Below are 21,170 nucleotides of genomic sequence, written 5' to 3'. Positions count from 1 at the left end.
CCATATCCTATGAAGGCCACCATCCGGACGACAGGGTAATTCCAAGGTTGATAGGCTGCTTCTCCAGCATTTTCATGGCCAAATGCCTGGATGACCGAAAAGACCGATATCGACGGCTACGACGCGCGCATTCTCGCGGCCCTGCAGCAGGACGGCCGCATCACCATGGCCGAACTGGGGCGGCAGGTCCACCTCAGCCAGCCTGCCGTCACCGAGCGGGTGCGCAAGCTCGAGGCTGCCGGCATCATCCGGGGCTATGGCGCCAGGGTGGACTATGCCGCCCTGGGCTACGGCATCCGCGCCATCATCCGCGTGGGGCGCGCGGAATACGCGCGTGTCGTGCGGCTCATCGAGCAGACACCCGAAGTGGTCAATGCCTACAACGTCACGGGCGACGACAGCTGGATCCTGGAGATCGCGGTCATCGATGTCAGCCATCTCGACGCCGTCGTGACCGCGTTCTGCCTGCTGGCAGAAACCTCCACCTGCATCGTGCTCAACGCACCGCGCGAGAATGCGCCGGTCCTGCCTGCCCGGCGCGACAGCATCAAGCCGCCCATCCGCAAGGTCACCGGCCGCTGAACCCGCACCGCCGGGCCCGAATTCATGCCTGCGGTGGCGCCTGCCCTCCGGCCGCCGGCAACCTGCGGTGTCCGGGCAGGGTGGCCAGCACCACACTCGCCACCGCGATCCCGAAAGCCACGAGTTGCAGCGGAGTGAACCGTTCGCCCAGCACCACCACGCCGACCAGCGCAGCGCTCACGGGCAGCATCACGGTGAAGACACCTCCCTGCGCGGCGGGCACGACCTTCAGGCCGGTCATCCACAGCCAGACGGTCCACACGCTGGCGGCCAGCGCATAGAACACCAGCAGCAGCCACATACCGGGCCTCAGCGACGAGAAATCGAACTGCAGCGCCGCATACAGCCCCATCGGCGTAGCGAGCAGGAATCCCCACAGATTGATCAGCGCCGTGATGCGGCGCGGGCCCAGCGTGCCCGTGAGCTTCTTGCCGATCACCGAGTAGGCGGCCTCGCAGATCACGGCGCCGATCAACAGCAACTGCCCGAGCCAGGCGAGGTGGCGGGGTGGGCCGCCGCCCTGCGCGGCGGTCTCCGCATGCGCACCACCCCCCGGCTGGGCCAGGGAAAACAGCGCGATGCCCAGCACGGCGAGGGCCACGGCGGCCCAGGTGCGGCGCGGCACCCGTTCCTTCAGGAAGAACCAGCTCATCACCGCCACCGCCGCCGGAATGCCTGCCATGGTGACCCCCGCGGTGACCGCGCTGGTCAGCCCGACGCCGGAAATCATGCACAGTGTGAACAGGAAATTGCCCAGGAACGATTCCAGGAACAGCAGGCGGCGCACCTGCGGGGACATGGGAGGCTCGTTGGCCGGCTTGCGCAGCCATGACACCATGCCCAGGCCACCGATCCCGAACCGCATCCATGCCAGCAGGAAAATCGGCAGCGCCTGGGACAAGGGCTTGGAGAGTGCGACGTAACTGCCCACCAGGGTCATGCTGAGGGCAAGGCAAAAGTAGGCGACTGGGCGGCTGGGCATGCGGCGATCGCGGCCCGGATCGATAGACTGCAGGGCCGACGCTGATTTCTAGGACCACGCATCATGCCTCAGCCGCCGCACGCCGATTCCGCGCGCCACGTGTTCGTCTATGGCACCCTGCGCCGCGGAGGGAGCAACGACATCACCCGGCTCGATCCGCCACCCGTCCCCGTCGGCACTGCGGCGGTTCCCGGCGTTCTCTACGACCTCGGCGCCTACCCGGGTATCGCGCTGACCGGCCCCGCATCGGAAGGGGACGGGCGCGTGCCCGTGCTGGGCGAGGTCTATGCGATCACCCCCGCCCTGGAGCGCTGCCTGGACCGGATCGAGGAAGTCTGGCCGGATCCGTCCGGCGAATACGTCAAGCGGGACGTGGTGGTGCGCCTGAAGGAGGGCGGGGCACAGCTGACCTGCCTGGTGTACGAGATTTCGCCGGCTTTTCTGCGCGGCGCGCCGCGGCTTCTGCACGGCGACTGGATGGCTGCGCGCTGAAATTTCGCCCGTGAAATGCCCATGCCGCATTGTGAAAAGTCGAAATGCTGCGGTGCCGCATAATTTCTCAATACGAGAAAATGCATTTCTTGATGCGAAACTTATCTGATAAGTCATTGATTTTCAAGGTAAAATTTTATGTCTTATATAAGACATAAGAGCTTGCGTAGGTCTTCTACAAGACCTAAAGTTGTCTCCAAGGACGGCACACACCGCCATTTGCGTTTTCACCCCACTTCCTGGAGATGACCATGCCCCAAACCTTCAATGAGCAACTGAGCCGTGAACAGCAAATCGCCGCCCTGGAAAAAGACTGGGCCCAGAACCCCCGCTGGAAGGGGATCAAGCGCGGCTACAGCGCCGCCGATGTCGTGCGGCTCCGCGGCTCCTTCCAGGTCGAGCACACGCTGGCGCGCCGCGGCGCGGAAAAGCTCTGGAACCTCGTCCACAACGAGCCCTATGTGAACTGCCTCGGCGCGCTGACCGGCGGCCAGGCCATGCAGCAGGTCAAGGCCGGCATCAAGGCGATCTACCTGTCCGGCTGGCAGGTGGCGGCCGACAACAACGAGTACGCCGCGATGTATCCCGACCAGTCCCTGTACCCCGTGGATTCCGTGCCCAAGGTCGTGGAGCGCATCAACAACAGCTTCACCCGGGCCGACGAGATCCAGTGGGCCAAGGGCGTGAATCCCGGAGATGCGGGCTTCATCGACTACCACGCCCCGATCGTGGCCGATGCCGAGGCCGGCTTCGGCGGCGTGCTGAACGCCTATGAGCTGATGAAGGCCATGATCCGTGCAGGTGCCGCCGGCGTGCACTTCGAAGACCAGCTCGCTTCGGTCAAGAAGTGCGGCCACATGGGCGGCAAGGTGCTGGTGCCCACGCAAGAGGCGGTGCAGAAGCTCATCGCTGCGCGCATGGCCGCCGACGTGTACGGCGTGCCCACCCTGGTCATTGCCCGGACCGATGCCGAAGCCGCTGACCTCATCACCAGCGACTACGACGAGAACGACAAGCCCTTCCTGACGGGTGAGCGCACGGCCGAAGGCTTCTACAAGACCCGCAAGGGCATCGACCAGGCCATCAGCCGCGCAGTGGCCTATGCAGACTATGCCGACCTCGTCTGGTGTGAAACCGGCACGCCGGACCTGGAATTTGCCCGCAAGTTCGCCGAGGCCGTGCACGCCAGGCACCCCGGCAAGCTGCTCGCATACAACTGCTCGCCGTCGTTCAACTGGAAGAAGAACCTCGACGACGCGACCATCGCCAAGTTCCAGCGCGAACTGGGCGCCATGGGCTACAAGTACCAGTTCATCACGCTGGCCGGCATCCACAGCATGTGGTTCAACATGTTCGATCTGGCGCAGGACTACGTGAAGCGCGGCATGTCCGCCTATGTGGAAAAGGTGCAGGAGCCCGAATTCGCGGCCCGCGAGCGCGGCTACACCTTCGTGTCGCACCAGCAGGAGGTGGGCACGGGCTACTTCGACGAGGTGACCACCGTGATCCAGGGCGGAAAGTCCAGCGTGACCGCGCTGACCGGCTCCACCGAAGAAGAGCAGTTCCATTGACCAGCTGCCGCGGGCGGGCCCTTGCGGCCTGCCTGCGGGCACGGGTTAGAATGCCTGCATCAACCATTTGCAAGGGCGAGAAAGGCATGACGGTTATGACACCGCGAACTACGGAGACCTCCTCCAGCAGCCGCTAGGCTGCATGTTCGCGCCTGCACGTCACTCACTGTTGCCTGCACCCCCGAAAAAGCGCGGACATCGTTCCGCGTTTTTTTTCGCCTTCTCTTTTCTCGCGCCATCCTCCCGTCGAACCAAGGCTCCAGCACATGATCCGGATCACGCTTCCCGACAACTCCCAACGCGAATACGCCGGCCCTGTCTCCGTCGCCGAAGTGGCCCAGTCCATCGGGCCGGGGCTCGCCAAAATGACCGTGGCCGGAAAGGTCGATGGCCGCCTGGTGGACGCCAGCGACGTGATCGACCACGATGCGCGCCTACAGATCATCACTCCGCGCGACCAGGAGGGCGTGGAAATCATCCGCCACTCCTGCGCCCACCTGGTGGGACACGCCGTCAAGCAGCTCTACCCGACGGCGAAGATGGTGATCGGCCCGGTGATCGAGGAAGGCTTCTACTACGACATCGCCTATGAGCGCCCCTTCACGCCCGAAGACCTCGCGGCGATCGAGCAGCGCATGAAGGAGCTCATCGCGCAGGACTACGACGTCGTCAAGAAGATGACGCCCCGCGACGAAGTGATCCAGGTCTTCCGCGAGCGCGGCGAGGAATACAAGCTGCGCCTCGTGGAGGACATGCCCGACGAGAAGGCCATGGGCCTGTATTACCACCAGGAATACGTGGACATGTGCCGCGGCCCGCACGTGCCGAACACGCGCTTCCTGAAGGTGTTCAAGCTCACGCGCGTCTCCGGCGCCTACTGGCGCGGCGATGCCAAGAACGAGCAGCTGCAGCGCATCTACGGCACCGCCTGGGCGGACAAGAAAGACCTGGAGGCGTACATCAAGCGCATCGAGGAAGCGGAAAAGCGCGACCACCGCCGCCTCGGCCGCGAGCTCGACCTGTTCCACATCGACGAGCACTCTCCCGGCACGGTTTTCTGGCACCCGAAGGGCTGGACGATCTGGCAGGGCGTGGAGCAGTACATGCGCCAGGTCTATCGCGACAACGGCTACCAGGAAGTCAAGGGGCCCCAGATCCTCGACAAGCACCTCTGGGAGAAGACGGGCCACTGGGACAAGTACCGCGAGAACATGTTCACCACGGAGAGCGAGAAGCACGACTATGCCCTCAAGCCGATGAACTGCCCCGGCCACATCCTGATCTTCAACCAGGGCGTGAAGAGCTACCGCGACCTGCCGCTGCGGTACGGCGAGTTCGGCCAGTGCCATCGCAACGAACCCACGGGCGGCCTGCACGGCATCATGCGCGTGCGCGCCTTCACGCAGGACGACGGGCACATCTTCTGTACCGAAGACCAGATCCAGCAGGAGTGCATCAACTTCACGGCCCTGCTGCAGAAGGTGTACAAGGATTTCGGCTTCACCGACATCATCTACAAGGTGGCGACGCGCCCGGAAAAGCGCATCGGCTCCGAAGAGAGCTGGGACAAGGCCGAGAATGCCCTCATCGAGAGCCTGAAGGCCTCGGGCTGCGACTACCAGATCGCGGTGGGCGACGGCGCGTTCTACGGTCCGAAGCTCGAGTACACGCTGCGCGACGCGATCGGCCGCCACTGGCAGTGCGGCACCATCCAGGTGGACCCGTCCATGCCGGAGCGCCTGGGGGCGGAATACGTGGGCGAGGATGGCCAGCGCCATCGTCCCATCGTGCTGCACCGCGCCATCGTCGGCAGCCTCGAGCGTTTCATCGGCATCCTGATCGAGCAGCATGCGGGCGCACTGCCCGTCTGGCTGGCCCCGGTGCAGGTGGCGGTGCTCAACATTACCGGCGCGCAGGACGACTACTGTCGCGAAATTGCCGCAAAGCTCCAAAAAGCGCTGCCGAATCAAGGCCTTAGGGTGGAACTGGATCTGCGCAACGAAAAGATTACGTATAAAATACGAGAGCATTCGTTGCAAAAGCTGCCCTATATCCTCGTCGTGGGCGACAAGGAGAAGGCGGCTGGAGCCGTTGCCGTGCGGGCGCGGGGTAACCGTGATCTGGGGGTGATGCCGCTGGAGGCCTTCATTTCCCTGATCGGGCAGGACATCGCCAACAAGGTCTGATGGATTGTCGGGTACGCCGCAGAGATCCCGCCGTGCTGCGGTGTATCGCCACATTTTTCGTGGCTTGTTGATTGAAGGAATACAGCCATCGCTACTGAATTTCGTGACCGTCGCCAGCGCGAGGAGCGCAAGCACCGCCTGAACCGTGAAATCATGGCTCCCGAGGTACGCCTCTCCGGGCCGGAGAATGAGCCGCTCGGGGTGGTCAGCCTCATGGAAGCCCTCCGCATGGCGGGCGAGCTGGATGTGGACCTGGTGGAGATTGCCGCTACTGCCAACCCTCCCGTGTGCCGCCTTGTGGACTATGGAAAGTTCAAGTACCAAGAGCAGAAGCGCGCGGCCGAGGCCAAGGCCAAGCAGACGGTCATCGAAATCAAGGAAGTCAAATTCCGTCCGGGCACGGACGATGGCGACTACAACATCAAGCTGCGCAACATCCGCCGCTTCCTCGCCGAAGGCGACAAGTGCAAGATCACGCTGCGTTTCCGCGGTCGGGAAATCACCCACCAGGAAATCGGTCTGGCCCTGCTCAACCGCATCCGCGACGATCTGGGCGACACCATCCTGATCGAGCAGTTCCCGAAGCTCGAAGGGCGGCAGATGATCATGATGATCGCCCCCGGCAAGCGCAAGCCTGCCGCCAAGCCGGCAGCGGAAGGGGCCGCAGCGTCCACCTGATCGGTGGGCCTGTTTTGAAGGAATGTTCCCGGGAGCACGCGAGTGCTTCCGGGGCATGGCCAGGGTGTTTCACCCGGCCGCGGCATCCCGCTGGATGCCGCAAAAGAAGTGGCTCGGGGCCTGCAAGTTTGCGGATGGGTCTGCAAACGCCTCGCGAGCACGACAAAAAGGAGCATTGAAATGCCCAAAATGAAGACCAAGAGCAGCGCGAAAAAGCGTTTCCGCGTTCGTCCCGGTGGCACCGTCAAGCGCGGTCAAGCCTTCAAGCGTCACATCCTGACCAAGAAGACCACCAAGAACAAGCGTCACCTGCGTGGTGCCGTGTCCGTCCATGAGACCAACATGGGTCACATGGCACAGATGCTGCCCTTTGCCGGCCTCTGATTCAGACGAACAAGGAGTACACACATGCCTCGCGTCAAACGTGGTGTAACGGCACGCGCCCGTCACAAGAAAGTCCTGGCCCTCTCCAAGGGTTTCCGCGGCCGCCGCGGCAATGTCTTCCGCATCGCCAAGCAGGCGGTGATGAAGGCGGGCCAATACGCCTACCGTGACCGCCGTACCAAGAAGCGCGTGTTCCGCCAACTGTGGATCGCCCGTATCAATGCCGCTTCCCGCGAACTGGGCCTGACCTACAGCCAGTTCACGAACGGCCTGAAGAAGGCTGCCATCGAGATCGACCGCAAGATGCTGGCCGACCTCGCGGTGCACGACAAGGCTGCCTTCGGCAGCATCGTGGAACAAGTCAAGGCCAAGCTGGCCGCCGCTTGATCTCACGATCGGCAGCTATCCTCTCCGGGTAGCTGCCTGCGCAACAACAGCAAGGGCTAGGGCTTGAAAAGGCGCTAGCCCTTGTTTATTTCTCCAAGACGACAAAGAGTTGGTATGAACGAGCTGGATTCCCTGGTAGATGCTGCCCGCAGGATGTTCGCGGACGCGGCCACGCCCACCGACCTGGAAAATGCCAAGGCCCAGTTCCTGGGCAAGGCCGGGCGGGTGACCGAACTCCTCAAGGGCCTGGCCCAACTGCCTGTCGAGGAGAAGAAGTCCCGGGGTGCCGCGGTGAACGTGGCCAAGCAGGCCATCGAGCAGGCCCTCAACGAGCGCCGCCAGGCCCTGGCCGATGCCGAACTGCAGGCACAGCTGCAGGCCGAGGCGCTCGACGTGACGCTGCCAGGCCGCCAGCGGGGGCAGGGCGGCCTGCACCCTGTCTCGCTCACCCTGGAGCGCATCGAGGGCATCTTCGGATCCATGGGCTTCGATGTGGCGGATGGTCCGGAAATCGAATCCGACTGGTTCAATTTCACGGCATTGAACACGCCGGAGGACCATCCGGCGCGCTCGATGCACGACACCTTTTATGTGGAAGGCGGCACGGCGTCCGCTCCGCTGCTGCTGCGCACGCACACCAGCCCGATGCAGATCCGCCATGCCGTCCAGCATGTGAAGAAGTACCGGGCACTGCTGGACGCCGGCCAGCCCATGCCCGAGATTCGCGTGATCGCGCCGGGCCGCACCTACCGGGTGGATAGCGACGCCACGCACTCCCCGATGTTCCACCAGTGCGAAGGCCTCTGGATCGGCGAGAACGTCAGCTTCAAGGACCTGAAGGTCGTGTTCACCGGCTTCTGCCGCACCTTTTTCGAAAGCGACGACCTGGTGTTGCGGTTCCGGCCGAGCTTCTTCCCGTTCACCGAGCCGAGTGCCGAAATCGACATCCAGTTCCAGGACGGTCCGCTGGCGGGACGCTGGCTGGAAGTGGCGGGTTCCGGGCAGGTGCATCCCAACGTGGTGCGCAACATGGGACTCGATCCCGAGAAGTACATCGGCTTCGCGTTCGGCATGGGCCCCGACCGGTTGACGATGCTCCGCTATGGCGTGAACGACCTGCGCCTGTTCTTCGACGGAGATATCCGCTTCCTCTCGCAGTTCCAATAAGCGCCGACCCTTTTTCGACTCCGCCGCGCGGGCCCTGCCTCTGCGGCGCCGGCCGTTCCTTTTGTACCGACTATGCAATTTTCTGAATCCTGGCTGCGCGAATTCTGCAACCCGCCCCTGTCCACGGCAGAGCTGGCCGAAACCCTCACCATGGCGGGCCTGGAGGTGGAGGAGCTCTCCCCTGTCGCACCACCGTTCCACGGCGTGGTGGTGGGCGAGATCAAGGGGGCGGTGCAGCATCCCAACGCCGACCGGCTGCGGGTGTGCCAGGTCGATGTCGGCCAGCCCGCGCTGCTGAACATCGTCTGCGGCGCGGCCAACGCGCGCGTAGGCATCAAGGTACCGTGCGCCACGGTGGGCGCCGAACTGCCTCCGGGCGAGGACGGCAAGCCCTTCGCCATCAAGGTGGGCAAGCTCCGCGGTGTGGAAAGCCAGGGCATGCTCTGTTCCGCGCGCGAGCTCAAGCTCTCGGAAGACCACGAAGGGCTGTTCGAGTTGCCGGCGGATGCGCCGGTCGGGCAGGATATCCGCCAGCACCTCGCGCTCGACGACACACTGTTCACGCTCAAGCTCACGCCCAACCTGGCCCACGCCTTGAGCGTGTACGGCGTTGCGCGCGAGGTCTCGGCGCTGACGGGCGCGCCGCTGCGCGATCCCGTGTTCACCGCTGCGCCGGCGGGCACCACCGACGTGCTGCCCGTGAAGATCGAAGCGCCCGACCTGTGCGGCCGTTTCTCCGGCCGCGTGGTGCGCCACATCAATGCGATGGCCTCCACGCCCCGCTGGATGCTGGACCGTCTCGCACGCTGCGGCCAGCGCGGCGTATCGCCGCTGGTGGACATCTCCAACTATGTGATGTTCGAGCTGGGCCGGCCTTCGCACATCTTCGACCTGGAGAAGATCCATGGCGGGCTGGACGTGCGCTGGGGCCGCGAAGGCGAGTCGCTGACGCTGCTCAATGGTGCCACGGTCGAAGTCGATGGCCAGGTCGGCGTGATCGCCGATGAGCGGCAAGTGGAATCGCTGGCCGGCATCATGGGCGGGGACGCCACCGCGGTGTCCGACGGCACGCGCCACATCTACATCGAGGCGGCCTTCTGGTGGCCCAAGGCGGTGGCGGGCCGGTCGCGCCGCTTCAATTTCTCCACCGATGCCGGCCACCGTTTCGAACGCGGCGTGGATCCCCGGCTGACAGTGGAGCATATCGAGCGCATCACACAACTGGTGCTGGAGATCTGCGGCACGCCAGAGACCGTGTGCGGCCCGATCGACGACCAGGCGCCGAACCTGCCGCAGGCACGGCCGGTGACGCTGCGGGTCGAGCGTGCCGCCAAGGTGATCGGCATGCCGCTCACGCTGGCGCAGTGCGCCGATGCCCTGCGCAAGCTCGGATTGCAGCCGGAGGAGGGCAACGACCAGCTCACGGTCACGCCGCCGTCCTACCGTTTCGACATCGCGATCGAGGAAGACCTGATCGAGGAAGTGGTGCGCATCGTGGGCTACGGCCAGCTGCCTGAGACGCCGCCCCTCGCCCCGATCACGCCCAAGCTGCGGCGCGAAGACCGCCGCAGCGCATTCGCGGTGCGCCGGGAACTGGCGGCCCTCGGGTACCAGGAAACCATCAATTTCAGCTTCGTGGAAGAGCAGTGGGAGCGCGAGCTTGCGGGCAACGCGGATCCCATCCGCCTGCTGAATCCCATCGCCAGCCAGATGAACGTCATGCGCTCGTCGCTGTTGGGATCGCTGCTGCAGGTGCTGAAATTCAATCTCGACCGCAAGGCTCCGCGGGTGCGCGTGTTCGAGCTGGGCCGGGTCTTCCTGCGCGATGCGGACGTTGCCGGTTCCGACACCACGGTCGAAGGCTTCCGCCAGCCCATGCGGGTCGCAGGAGCGGCTTATGGGGCGGCGGAGATGCTGCAATGGAGCCGCAAGGACGATACGGTGGACTTCTTCGACGTGAAGGGCGATGTGGAAGCGCTGCTCGCCCCGCGCAAGGCCGTGTTCGAGCCTGCCGGGCATCCGGCGATGCACCCGGGGCGTTGCGCGCGCGTACTGCTGGACGGGCGCAGCATCGGCTTCATTGGCGAGCTGCATCCCAAATGGCGCCAGCAATGGGACTTCGCACAGGCCCCGGTGCTGTTCGAGCTCGAACTGGACGCGGTGCTGGCACGCGACGTCCCGCGGTTCGCTGCGGTGGGCAAGCAGCAGGCCGTGGAGCGCGACATCGCCATTGTCGTGTCCGAGCAGACGACCCATGCCGACGCCATGCGCGTGATCGGTAGCGCGCTGCCTGCCACGCGCTTGCGCTCGGCGGTGCTCTTCGACGTGTTCCGGCCCAAGCGCGGCAAGGACGGCGAGACCGTGGCGGGCTTCGCTCCCGGGGAGAAGAGCTTCGCGGTGCGGCTGGCCCTGGGCGACGGCGTGACGGCACTCACCGACGCGGAGATCGACGAATCGCTGCAGGCCGTGCTGCGGCAACTGGAGCAGCAACTGGGGGCGCGACTGCGGTGATGACTTTGACCAACACTTCCAAGGGCGCGGACATCATGGAACTGGCCGTCGAGAGCCTGGAGACGCCAGCGCTGACCAAGGCACAGCTTGCCGAGCTGCTGTTCGACCAGATCGGGTTGAACAAGCGCGAGTCGAAGGACATGATCGACGCGTTCTTCGACCTGATCGCGCAGCGGCTGGTGGACGGGCAGGACGTGAAAATTTCCGGCTTCGGGAATTTCCAGATCCGCACGAAGGCACCTCGTCCGGGGCGCAATCCCCGCACGGGAGAAGCCATTCCGATCCAGGCGCGCCGCGTGGTCACGTTCCATGCCAGCACCAAGCTGAAGGAGCAGATCCAGAACGGTGAGTCGTCCGCCGCCTGACGGATGCGGTAGCGCATTCCCCGACCCTCAAGTACCCTTCCCGCCGTCCGCTTTTCCTTCCTGCGCACTCCCATGGGCACGCCGCTTCCTTCCATCCCCGCGAAAAGGTACTTCACCATCGGCGAAGTTGCAGAGCTGTGCGGGGTCAAGCCCCACGTGCTGCGCTACTGGGAACAGGAGTTCACGCAACTGCGTCCGATGAAGCGCAGGGGCAACCGCAGGTACTACCAGCACCATGAAGTGCTGATGATCCGGCGCATACGGGAGTTGCTGTACGACCAGGGCTTCACGATCAGTGGCGCCCGGAACCGCCTGCAGGAAGTGGACATTGCGGGAGAAGGCGAAGAGATCGCAGCGTCCGCTGCGGCGGGCATTGCAGGTGCCGGGGAAGAGCATGGCCGCCTGTCCCTGGAAGGTGTGCGCAAAGAATTATTGGAAATTCGTGCACTTTTGTTCGGGCACTGAATTTTTACCCCTATAATCTAAGTCTTGTCGGCGTGTAGCGCAGCCTGGTAGCGCACTTGCATGGGGTGCAAGGGGTCGCGAGTTCGAATCCCGCCACGCCGACCATTGATGTGAGAGGCCCAGCTTTGAAAGAAGCTGGGCCTTTTTTCTTTGGGCCAAAAAAAGAAGGCCCGGGCAGCGCACCGGACCTTTTTCATTTCCATACCAGCCTCACAGGGGAGACTCGCGGGCGTTCAGGCCGTCAGATGCGCCCCATCAGCAGCAGGATGAGGAGGATCACCACGACCAGTCCCACGCCACCGCTCGGCCCATAGCCCCAGGAGCGGCTGTGGCCCCATGTCGGCAGCACGCCGACCAGGATGAGGATCAGGATGATGAGCAGAATGAGGGAGATCGACATGGTTTTGCCCTTCCGTGTGTGTTGTGGAGAGATTGGATGTGAGGGATTGTTGAGGCGGGCGAGGGCGGGGACGGCAGGCCGGAAGCGCTCGCGGGCGTAGGAGGGGATCGACGCAGCCGCGGCAGGCGGTCGCCTTCCTTCGCGCGCATGGGTGCGGCTTCGTTGCGGCCGTGCCCCGATGCTTCGGGCCCCGCACACTGGTGAGCAATCTAGACTCACTGCTTCCATCCCATGAACCCACCCACCGGCGCTCTTTCGTCCCCGTTGTCGGCCCTGCGCCCACCGTTGTCTCAGGCTCCAGATGACGCATCGCTGCAGCCGCGGCCCGAATCGCGCAAGGGCCCTGAAACTCCGGTGGGTTTGACTGCGCGCAAGCGCACCGCATCCAGCGCCGGGCTCGAGGCACTGCCGCCGCGCAGCCAGCTGCGCGCAAGTCCTTCGAGCCTGGGTGGCAGTTCGCCGTTCAAGCGGCAGCGCACGTCGGAAAACCCGGCAGATACGCCTGCAGTGGCAACGACCGCTGGTGAGGAGAAGACCTCCGAAAGCGCAACGGCTTTATCGCCGGGGCAAAATCTTCCCGCAACGGTACCGACGCTGCATGCAGGGTCGCCAACGCATGGCGGGGCTGGCGAGACGCCCGAAACCCCCCGACCGTCCAGCTACGAATCCCATGGGCATGCGGACGAGCACATGCCTCCAGCGGCAGAGGGCGGCCTGCCGCATGCCGGCGGTCCGGAGTTCGCCATGCCTCACACCGCGCCGACACCGTCCTCTCCGCATTTCGGACATGGGGACGATCACCCGGAAGACGGCGAAGATGCACCGCACCGTGCAGACGGACCCGCACGCAAGGCCATCACGGCACAGGAGCAGCAGATGGCGAACCAGAACGCGCTCACCGAAGCATCCGTGCGAGCGCAGATGCAGGCCGCGCTCAACGAATTCACCATCAAGAGCATGGAAGCCCTGGCCAAGGCGATCAAGTCGATGGCCAAGGCCGTGGCCGACCTGGTGACCTGACCCCTATGGTCAGCCTCCGCGGCATGCGAGGCCTCGGCATGGCTGCCCGCGGTCAGGTTGATTTCCGACAGGGAGGGGCCGTGGCACCGGCAAGAATGCGCCATGGCAACCGAAAAACAGAAAATGCTGGCCGGCGAGCTCTACCATGCCGGTGATCCCGAACTGCAGGCCGACATGGCTGCCGCGTGCCGCTGGATGGCCCGGTACAACGACATGGCGCTCCACGCGGGCCTCGATGCACGCGGGCGGCACCGGCTGCTCGCGGAGGGCCTGGGTTCCATCGGCGGAGGGGCCGCGGTGCGCCCGCCGTTCCATTGCGACTACGGCTTCAACATCCACCTGGGCGCAGGCGTGTTCCTGAATTTCGACTGCGTGATTCTCGACGTCGTGGAGGTGCGCATCGGCGACGGGGCGCAGATCGGGCCCGGTGTGCAAATTTACGCGGCAGACCACCCGCGCGATGCGGCCACCCGCGCCACCGGGCTCGAATCGGGCCGGCCGGTGCGCATCGGCCGCGACGTCTGGATCGGGGGCGGAGCGATCCTGCTGCCGGGCGTCACGGTGGGCGATGGTGCCGTGATCGGCGCGGGCAGTGTCGTCACGCGCGACGTGGCGGCCGGGGCCACGGTGGGCGGCAATCCCGCGAGGCCGTTGCGCCTCGCCTGAGCGGCGCGCCGTCCTGCCATGGCGCGGCACGCGCCCGCACCCCGTTGTCAGTCGCCGTGGTCCTGCGGCTCTCCCAGGAATCCGCCGCTCTGGTGCGCCCACAGCCGGGCATACACGCCGCCCTGGGCGAGCAGTTCCGCATGTGTGCCCTGCTCGGCGATGCGGCCCGCGTCCAGCACGATGAGCCGGTCCAGCGCCGCGATGGTGGACAGCCGGTGGGCGATCGCGATGACGGTCTTGCCGCGCATCAGGGTGTCCAGGCTCTGCTGGATGGCGGCTTCCACTTCCGAGTCCAGCGCACTCGTGGCTTCGTCCAGCAGCAGGATGGGCGCATCCTTGAGCATGACCCGGGCGATGGCCACGCGCTGGCGCTGGCCGCCCGACAGCTTCACGCCGCGCTCACCCACCTGGGCCTCGTAGCCGCTGCGGCCCTGCAGGTCGGTGAGCTGGTCGATGAACGCGGCGGCTTCCGCGCGCTCGGCAGCTTCGTGCATCTGGGCGTCCGTGGCATCCGGACGCCCGTAGAGGATGTTGTCCCGCATCGAGCGATGCAGCAGGGAGGTGTCCTGCGTGACCATGCCGATGGACTGGCGGAGGCTGTCCTGGGTCACGTGGGCGATGTCCTGGCCATCGATCAGCACACGGCCGGCCTGCACGTCATGGAAGCGCAGCAGCAGGTTCACCAGCGTGGACTTGCCCGCGCCGGAGCGCCCGATCAGGCCGATGCGCTCGCCGGGCCGGATGGTCAGGTGCAGGTCGTCGATCACCGGGCGGCCCGGCTGGTATCCGAAAGTCACGCCGTCGAACGTCACCTCGCCGCGCGTCACCGCCAGCGGCCGGGCGTCGGGCGCGTCCACCACGGTACGGGGGCGGGTCAGGGTGTTGATGCCATCCTGGATGGTGCCCACGCTCTCGAACAGCGTGGTCACCTCCCACATGACCCAGTGCGCGTGGCCCGATACGCGCAGCGCCATCGCCGTGACCGCCGCCACCGCGCCTGCGCCCACCTGGCCCAGCGACCAGAGCCACAGCGCCGTGCCGCAGGCCCCCAGGATCATGGCCACCACCAGCACGTGGTTGACGATCTCGAAGGTGCTGACGAGGCGCATCTGCGCGTAGCCCGTCTGCTTGAATGCATCCATCGCGGCGCGGGCGAATTCCGCCTCGCGCCGGGTGTGGGAGAACAGCTTGACGGTGGCGATGTTGGTGTACGCATCGGTGATGCGGCCGGTCATCACGGAGCGGGCATCGGCCTGTGCCTTGCCCACCTTGCCGAGCCGCGGCACGAAGTACCAGCAGGCAGCGGCATAGCACAGCATCCACAGCACGAAGGGCACCAGCAGCCGGGCATCGAAGCCGGCGGCCAGCGCCAGGATGGTGACCAGATAGACGCCCATGCCGATCACCACATCGGTGGTCGTGAAGATCATGTCGCGCACGGCCAGTGCCGTCTGCATGATCTTCGTCGTGATGCGGCCGGCGAACTCGTCCGCGTAGAACGACATGCTCTGCCCGAGCATCAGGCGGTGGAAGTTCCAGCGCAAACGCAGCGGGAAGTTGATGGCGAGCACCTGGTGCTTCACGCTCGTCTGCAGGACCACCAGCCCGATGCTGGCCACCATCAGGCCGGCGATCAGCCAGAGTGCCTCCCGGTGCCCCGACCAAAGGTCGGCAGGTGCCGTTTCGGACAACCAGTCCACCAGATGCCCCAGGACCGAGAAAAGGAACGCTTCATAGACGGCGATGGCCGCGGACAGCCCTGCCATCGCCATCACGTTGCCGCGCAGGCCTTGCGTGCAGGCCCACACGAAAACCATGAATCCCTTGGGTGGAAGGGTGGGTTCGGTGGAGGGGTAGGGGGGGAGACGGTTTTCGAAGTACTGGAACACGGGCAGGCTCACTCCTCAACAGGCCGCAATGGTAGGTGGGCAGCGCGCCACGCGTGCGTAAGGGGTCAATCGGTGCCATGTAGGCGAATGTCGCGTTCTGGACAGCGAGGGCCATTCCCGGCCGTGGCCACGGCCGCGTTCCCTAGAATCCGCGTCCGGCAGGCGGCATCGCCTCTGCGAGAGAACCGTACAACAACAGCGCGCCGCAGGCCGGTCCCGCGGCCGCGCACACCAAGGAAACGCTTTCCATGCTGACAATGGCCCATCCCGGGTGGACGTGGGGCGTGGTCGCCATCGCCACCGCTGCCGTCATCCTGCGGCCCGCGCGCATTCCCGAGGCCTTGTGGGCCGTGGGCGGTGCCCTGGTGCTCGCCGTCTCCGGGCTCCTGCCCTGGGCGGATGCGTGGAAAGGCGTGCTGCGCGGACACGACGTGTATCTGTTCCTGGCCGGCATGATGCTGCTGTCGGAAATGGCGCGCCGCGAAGGGGTGTTCGACTGGCTGGCCGTCGAGGCGGCGCGCCGGGCGCGGGGCTCCGGCGAGCGCCTCTTCGCATGGGTTTTCGGTGTGGGAACGCTCGTGACGGCGACACTGTCCAACGATGCCACGGCCGTCGTGCTCACACCGGCGGTGATCGCCGTGGCGCGGGCCGTGGGGGCCGCTCCGCTGCCGTACCTGCTGATCTGCGCCTTCGTGGCGAATGCGGCCAGTTTTCTCCTGCCGATCTCCAATCCGGCCAACCTGGTTCTCTGGGGCGGGGGGCAGATGCCGTCGCTGTCCCATTGGTTGGCACTGTTCGGCGTGCCGTCCGTGGCGGCGATCGGCTCCACATACTGGGTGCTGAAGTGGCGCGTCCGGCAGGACATCAACCGGCCCGTGGCCGCCGAGGTGCCCGCCCGTCCGCTGGGCACTGGCGGCCGCCTCGCGGCTGCAGGCCTGGCGGTATCGGCCGTGGTGCTCGTGGGCTGCGCCTGGTGGCGCATTCCATTGGGCGCGCCGACGCTGGGAGCGGCGCTGCTCACGCTGGCCCTGCTGCGCGCGGGCTGCGGCCACCAGGTGGGGCCGGCGCTGAAATCGGTGTCCTGGGGCGTGCTGCCGCTGGTGGCCGGGCTGTTCGTCTTCGTGCAGGCCCTGGAAGTGACCGGGGTGGTGGGGCACCTGGCCCGCATGCTGGCCGAGGCCGCAGCGGCCGCGCCGCTGGCCGCGGGCCCTGCACTGGGGGCGCTGCTGGGCTTCGGCGCCAATCTGGTGAACAACCTGCCTGCCGGCCTGCTGGCCGGCGCCGCCCTGGAAGCTGCCCATGCCGCGGAACCGCTGCGCGCCGCGGCGCTCATCGGTATCGATCTCGGCCCCAATCTCTCCATCACCGGCTCGCTCGCGACCCTGCTGTGGCTGGCAGCACTGCGGCGCGAAGGTATCGAGGTGAGTGCGGTGCAGTTCCTGAAGTTCGGCGCCTGGGTGATGCCTCCGGCGCTCGCGGCGGCCCTGCTGGTCTTGATGGGCATGTCGGTCGCTGGACTGTGACCGGGCTGCGTCCATCCGCAGCATCCCGGCAGGACGATGGGTGCTCGTGAAAGCTATGAAGGTGGCATACGTGATTGTCACAAAAAAGCCCAAACGGCCCCAGCTTTCAAAAACGGCGTTCCGATGAAGCTATCCTCAGATGTTTCATCCCTTTCCGCTGTGCCGCATCCACGCGTTCCACGCGTGTTCCGTTTCCTGCCGCCCATGCCTCTGCCCCTCGCTTTGCGCCTGCCTTCACGGTTCCCGTGGCTGGGCATTCCCGCGGCGCTGCTGGCCCTGGGCGTGGGGGCCGGCCTGTGGCAGTGGCAGCGCACGGCCGCGGACAGCATCGCCCAGGAGCGTTTCCAGCGCAATGCGTCCGAGGCCACCACCGCACTCGAGACCCATGTCGGGCGTTACCTCGGACTGCTCACGGGAGTACGCGGGCTCTTCGTTGCCAACCCCCGCCTGACCCGTGCAGAGTTCGACAACGCGCTGCGCGAACTCCGGCTCTGGCCCCAGTACGCGGGTATCGTCAATCTGGCGTTCACACGCTACGTGCTACATGCCGACAGGGCCGCGTTCGAGGCGTCGGTGCGGGCCGATGCCTCCCTGGCCGCAGACGGCATGCCGCAGTTCTCCATCCGCCCGGAAGGCGATCGCCCGGACTACTACATCGCGGACTACGTGTGGCCGCGTTCGGGCAACAAGGGGGTCGTGGGGCTGGACATGGGGGCCATACCGGCCACCATGGAGTCCGTGCGCTACAGCCGCGACAGCGGCAGCGCCATCGCGTCCGCCCCCTACGACATGCTCCAGGCCCCAGAACACCGGGCCGCATTCAGCCTGCGCCTGCCGGTGTTCACCGACGGCGCAGGAGGCGGCCTGCGCTACGTCGGTTCCGTGGCTGCCGCGATACGTTTTTATGACCTCGTCAGCGCGCTGCGCGACGAGGGGCGCCTCACGGGGCTGGCTCTGGGGGTGCAGGATGTCGGCTCCGTGCGGGGCGCCCCGCCTGCAGGCGCGAGGACGATGCTGGAACTGCCCGCCACGGCCTCCGGCACCCATCGCTACGAGCGCGAGCTGCAGATCTACGACCGGCGCTGGAAGCTCACTTTCGTGTCCGAGGACAGTTTCCTGTCTCCTGCCGAGCGGGCGGTGCCCTGGCTGGCCGCAGCGGGTGGCGCGATGGCGACCTTGCTCCTCCTCCTCCTGGCCGTCTCCTGGCACTGGCGCAGGGCTGCGCGGAAGGACCCTTTCCAGACGCTTTTCGACCAGGCCGCGGTGGGGGTCGCGCAGGTGGACACCGCAAGCCGGCGCTTCGTGCGCGCTAATACACGTTTCTGCGAGATCCTGGGCTATGCGCCGCAGGAGTTGCTGGAGCTCACGGTACGCGACGTGACCCACCAGGACGACCAGGCCGAGAGCGAGGCGGTGATCGACCGCATCGCTGCAGGCGCTCAGCAGGAATACCGTTACGAGAAGCGCTATCGCCGCAAGGATGGCCAGATGGTGTGGGCGGAACTGCGCATCGCGCCGATGCGCCAGGACCGCAGGCGGCCTGCCCAGCATATCGCCGTGGTGCAGGACATCAGCGACCGCAAGCGCATGGAGGCGGCGCAGCGCGACAGCGAAGCGCGGCTGCGGCAGATCCTCTACCGTTTGCCGGTCGGGGTGTGCCTCGTCGCGCGGGATGGAGCGCTGAGCTTCCGCAACGAACGCTTCGAGCTGATCTGCCGCCACACCGATGCGGCACCTTCCACGGTGCGCGAGTGGTGGCAGACGGTGCTGCCGGACACGGCGCGCCGTGAGCAGGCCATGGCGGACTGGGATGCCGCCTGCAACGCCGCACGGGCCGGCGACGGTATCCTCCCGTCGCGCGAATACGCCATCACCTGCGGGGATGGTTCCGTGCGCACGGTGGACATGGCCGGGGTGCTGCTGGACGGTGCCTGCCTCATCACGATGGTGGACCTGAGTCAGCACAAGGCTGCGGAGGAGGAGATCCACTATCTGGCCTACTACGATCCCCTGACCCAGCTTCCCAACCGGCGGCTGCTGGTGGACCGGCTCCAGCAGGCGCTGGCCGCCAGCGTGCGTCGCGGGCGGTGCGGTGCGGTGCTCATGCTGGATCTGGACAATTTCAAGACCCTCAACGAGACCCAGGGTCACGAGCGGGGCGACATGCTCCTGCGCCAGGTCGCCCAGCGCCTGCGCGGCTGCGTGCAGAACGAGGACACGGTGGCGCGGCACGGGGGAGACGAGTTCGTGGTGGTGCTGGAAGACCTCGGCCAGAGCCCGCAGGGTGCCGCGGCCAGGGCGGAGGAGATGGGGCAGAAGATCCTGGCGGCGATGCGCCATCCGTTCACGCTGGAGGGCGAATCCCACCACACGACATTGAGCATGGGCGTGACCGTGTTCCAGGGCGCGCGGGAGACAGTGGACGAGCTGCTGCAGCGCACGGACCTCGCCATGTACCAGGCCAAGGCCAGTGGCCGCAATGCGCTGCGGTTCTACGACCCGCAGATGCAGGCCTCGGTGGCTGCGCGCGCAGCCCTGGAAACCGACCTGCGGGAAGGCCTGGGCCGTGGCGAATTCGAGCTGTTCTACCAGGCCCAGGTGCACTACGGCCGCATCGTGGGGGCCGAAGCCTTGCTGCGGTGGCGGCATCCGGCGCGTGGATTCGTTTCGCCCGGCGAGTTCATTCCCCTGGCGGAGGAAACCGGACTCATCCTTCCCCTGGGGGAGTGGGTGCTGCGCGCCGCGTGCGAGCGGCTGGCCCAATGGTCGCGCCACCCGGTGCTGGCCCCCATCAGCCTGTCTGTGAACGTGAGCGCGCGGCAGTTCCACCAGGGCGGCTTCGTCGGCCAGGTGCTCGCGGCGCTGGCGGGCACGGGCGCGGAAGGGCGGCGCCTGAAGCTCGAGATGACCGAAAGCCTGCTGCAGCAGGACCTGGAGGACACCATCCAGAAGATGCAGCAGTTGCGGGCCTATGGCGTGGGGTTCTCCCTGGACGATTTCGGTACCGGCTATTCATCGCTGGCCTACCTCAAGCGCCTGCCGCTCGACGAGCTCAAGATCGACCAGAGCTTCGTGCGCGATGTGCTCACGGATCCGAACGATGCGTCCATCGCCCGGACCATCGTGGCCCTGGGGACCAGCCTGGGCCTGCGGGTCATTGCCGAGGGCGTCGAGACGGAGGCGCAGCGCGCTTTCCTGGAGCGCAACCATTGCCATGCCTGGCAGGGGTATCTGTTGAGCCGCCCCGTGAACGCGGACGCATTCGAACAATTGGTTCTTTCGTTCCCGCGGCAGGATGCGCCTGCGGCGCCGGACTGAGGCGGCGCGCATGGCCGAATTCAGGACGCTCATGCTTTATGCCGTGACGGCGCTGGCGGAAATCGCGGGGTGCTACCTGCCGTGGCTGTGGCTGCGCCAGGGCCGCAGTGCGTGGCTCCTGGTGCCGGGCGCGGCCTGCCTGGCACTGTTCGCCTGGCTGCTCACCCTGCATCCTGCGGCTGCCGGACGCGTGTACGCGGCCTATGGAGGGGTGTACGTGGCGGTGGCGCTGGGCTGGCTCTGGGCAGTGGACGGCATCCGGCCCGACCGCTGGGATCTTGCCGGCGCTGCCGTGACCCTCGCAGGCATGGCCATCATCGCCTTCGCGCCCCGCGGCGCGGCCTGAGCAGGCCCGCCCTCGTGGCGGCGGACGCTTCGGGCGCCACCCGCGCTGGTGGTGAACAGCGCGCGCAGGGTGCGCCCCTCCGCACGGGGAGCCCGTGCGGAGGCGTGCCAGCGGCCCTGCCAGCCTGGCTCGGCACGCCGGGCACCGGCCTCCCGCGGGCGAAGCGTCGGTGGCACGCGCTAAGCCGGCGAACGGCTGGCATGCCGGTGGGCCACGGTATCATCCGGCGCTGCCCTGC

At 66.3% G+C, this 21,170-nt stretch carries 19 protein-coding genes and 1 tRNA gene; 17 read left to right on the top strand and 3 right to left on the bottom strand.

The window, feature by feature from the left end:
* Positions 1-90 precede the first annotated feature (90 nt).
* Positions 91-582 carry an Lrp/AsnC family transcriptional regulator gene (locus BLR05_RS07375; protein WP_092833263.1) on the top strand — a complete coding sequence of 164 codons (492 nt, stop codon included), beginning with the start codon at positions 91-93 and terminating at the stop codon, positions 580-582.
* Between the two features lie 22 nt (positions 583-604).
* Here the strand turns inward: BLR05_RS07375 and BLR05_RS07370 are convergent, their stop codons facing one another.
* On the bottom strand, positions 605-1,564 hold the full coding sequence (locus tag BLR05_RS07370) for a DMT family transporter (protein ID WP_092833261.1): 960 nt from the start codon (positions 1,562-1,564) through the stop codon (positions 605-607).
* A 63-nt stretch (positions 1,565-1,627) separates the two neighbouring features.
* Between BLR05_RS07370 and BLR05_RS07365 the strand changes: the two genes are divergently transcribed.
* The 11 genes from BLR05_RS07365 (at position 1,628) to BLR05_RS07315 (ending at position 11,875) form a co-directional block, all read left to right on the top strand.
* Positions 1,628-2,056, top strand: coding sequence for a gamma-glutamylcyclotransferase family protein (locus BLR05_RS07365; protein ID WP_092833259.1), 429 nt, complete (start codon positions 1,628-1,630; stop codon positions 2,054-2,056).
* A gap of 251 nt (positions 2,057-2,307) precedes the next feature.
* On the top strand, positions 2,308-3,627 hold the full coding sequence (aceA, locus tag BLR05_RS07360; RefSeq protein ID WP_092833445.1) for an isocitrate lyase: 1,320 nt from the start codon (positions 2,308-2,310) through the stop codon (positions 3,625-3,627).
* 266 nt (positions 3,628-3,893) lie between these two features.
* Positions 3,894-5,813 carry a threonine--tRNA ligase gene (thrS, locus tag BLR05_RS07355; protein WP_092833257.1) on the top strand — a complete coding sequence of 640 codons (1,920 nt, stop codon included), beginning with the start codon at positions 3,894-3,896 and terminating at the stop codon, positions 5,811-5,813.
* Between the two features lie 87 nt (positions 5,814-5,900).
* Complete coding sequence (infC, locus tag BLR05_RS07350) at positions 5,901-6,491, top strand: translation initiation factor IF-3 (RefSeq protein WP_092833255.1); 591 nt, start codon at positions 5,901-5,903, stop codon at positions 6,489-6,491.
* A 180-nt stretch (positions 6,492-6,671) separates the two neighbouring features.
* Entirely contained in the window at positions 6,672-6,875 is a 204-nt protein-coding gene (gene rpmI / locus BLR05_RS07345) for a 50S ribosomal protein L35 (protein ID WP_011795946.1), read from the top strand.
* A 24-nt stretch (positions 6,876-6,899) separates the two neighbouring features.
* Positions 6,900-7,262, top strand: coding sequence for a 50S ribosomal protein L20 (gene rplT / locus BLR05_RS07340; RefSeq protein ID WP_011795945.1), 363 nt, complete (start codon positions 6,900-6,902; stop codon positions 7,260-7,262).
* Positions 7,263-7,376: 114 nt separating this feature from the next.
* Positions 7,377-8,429, top strand: coding sequence for a phenylalanine--tRNA ligase subunit alpha (gene pheS / locus BLR05_RS07335; protein ID WP_092833253.1), 1,053 nt, complete (start codon positions 7,377-7,379; stop codon positions 8,427-8,429).
* Between the two features lie 72 nt (positions 8,430-8,501).
* Entirely contained in the window at positions 8,502-10,940 is a 2,439-nt protein-coding gene (gene pheT / locus BLR05_RS07330) for a phenylalanine--tRNA ligase subunit beta (protein WP_092833251.1), read from the top strand.
* A complete protein-coding gene (locus BLR05_RS07325) occupies positions 10,940-11,305 on the top strand; it encodes an integration host factor subunit alpha (RefSeq protein WP_377778495.1) in 366 nt (121 codons plus the stop codon). Before pheT ends, BLR05_RS07325 begins: the two co-directional genes overlap by 1 nt.
* Before the next feature lie 72 nt (positions 11,306-11,377).
* Complete coding sequence (locus BLR05_RS07320) at positions 11,378-11,770, top strand: MerR family transcriptional regulator (protein ID WP_092833249.1); 393 nt, start codon at positions 11,378-11,380, stop codon at positions 11,768-11,770.
* Between the two features lie 28 nt (positions 11,771-11,798).
* Positions 11,799-11,875, top strand: a tRNA-Pro gene (locus BLR05_RS07315).
* A gap of 136 nt (positions 11,876-12,011) precedes the next feature.
* On the opposite strand, the gene BLR05_RS07310 is transcribed toward BLR05_RS07315, so the two are convergent.
* Positions 12,012-12,170, bottom strand: coding sequence for a DUF3309 family protein (locus tag BLR05_RS07310; protein ID WP_082360482.1), 159 nt, complete (start codon positions 12,168-12,170; stop codon positions 12,012-12,014).
* 264 nt (positions 12,171-12,434) lie between these two features.
* On the opposite strand from BLR05_RS07310, the gene BLR05_RS27080 reads away from it, so the two are divergent.
* Entirely contained in the window at positions 12,435-13,190 is a 756-nt protein-coding gene (locus BLR05_RS27080) for a hypothetical protein (RefSeq protein WP_244160061.1), read from the top strand.
* Positions 13,191-13,292: 102 nt separating this feature from the next.
* Positions 13,293-13,856, top strand: a complete 564-nt coding sequence (locus tag BLR05_RS07300; protein WP_092833245.1) for a sugar O-acetyltransferase — start codon at positions 13,293-13,295, stop codon at positions 13,854-13,856.
* A gap of 47 nt (positions 13,857-13,903) precedes the next feature.
* Here BLR05_RS07300 and BLR05_RS07295 read toward each other — a convergent pair whose 3' ends face one another.
* Entirely contained in the window at positions 13,904-15,745 is a 1,842-nt protein-coding gene (locus tag BLR05_RS07295) for an ABC transporter ATP-binding protein (protein WP_092833441.1), read from the bottom strand.
* A gap of 248 nt (positions 15,746-15,993) precedes the next feature.
* On the opposite strand from BLR05_RS07295, the gene BLR05_RS07290 reads away from it, so the two are divergent.
* From BLR05_RS07290 to BLR05_RS07280, 3 genes are all read left to right on the top strand, one after another.
* The gene (locus tag BLR05_RS07290) at positions 15,994-17,268 is read left to right on the top strand and encodes an SLC13 family permease (protein WP_092833243.1); all 1,275 of its coding nucleotides are present in this window, start codon (positions 15,994-15,996) and stop codon (positions 17,266-17,268) included.
* Positions 17,269-17,472: 204 nt separating this feature from the next.
* Positions 17,473-20,586, top strand: coding sequence for a bifunctional diguanylate cyclase/phosphodiesterase (locus BLR05_RS07285; RefSeq protein ID WP_092833437.1), 3,114 nt, complete (start codon positions 17,473-17,475; stop codon positions 20,584-20,586).
* A gap of 10 nt (positions 20,587-20,596) precedes the next feature.
* Positions 20,597-20,932 (top strand): YnfA family protein, encoded by a 336-nt coding sequence (locus BLR05_RS07280; RefSeq protein ID WP_092833439.1) that lies wholly within the window; start codon positions 20,597-20,599, stop codon positions 20,930-20,932.
* Positions 20,933-21,170 lie beyond the last annotated feature (238 nt).

The organism is Paracidovorax cattleyae (assembly GCF_900104515.1).
Lineage (GTDB): Bacteria > Pseudomonadota > Gammaproteobacteria > Burkholderiales > Burkholderiaceae_C > Paracidovorax > Paracidovorax cattleyae.
The sequence above is the reverse complement of the archived record's forward strand: the minus strand, read 5'-3'. Positions and strand labels throughout refer to the sequence as shown.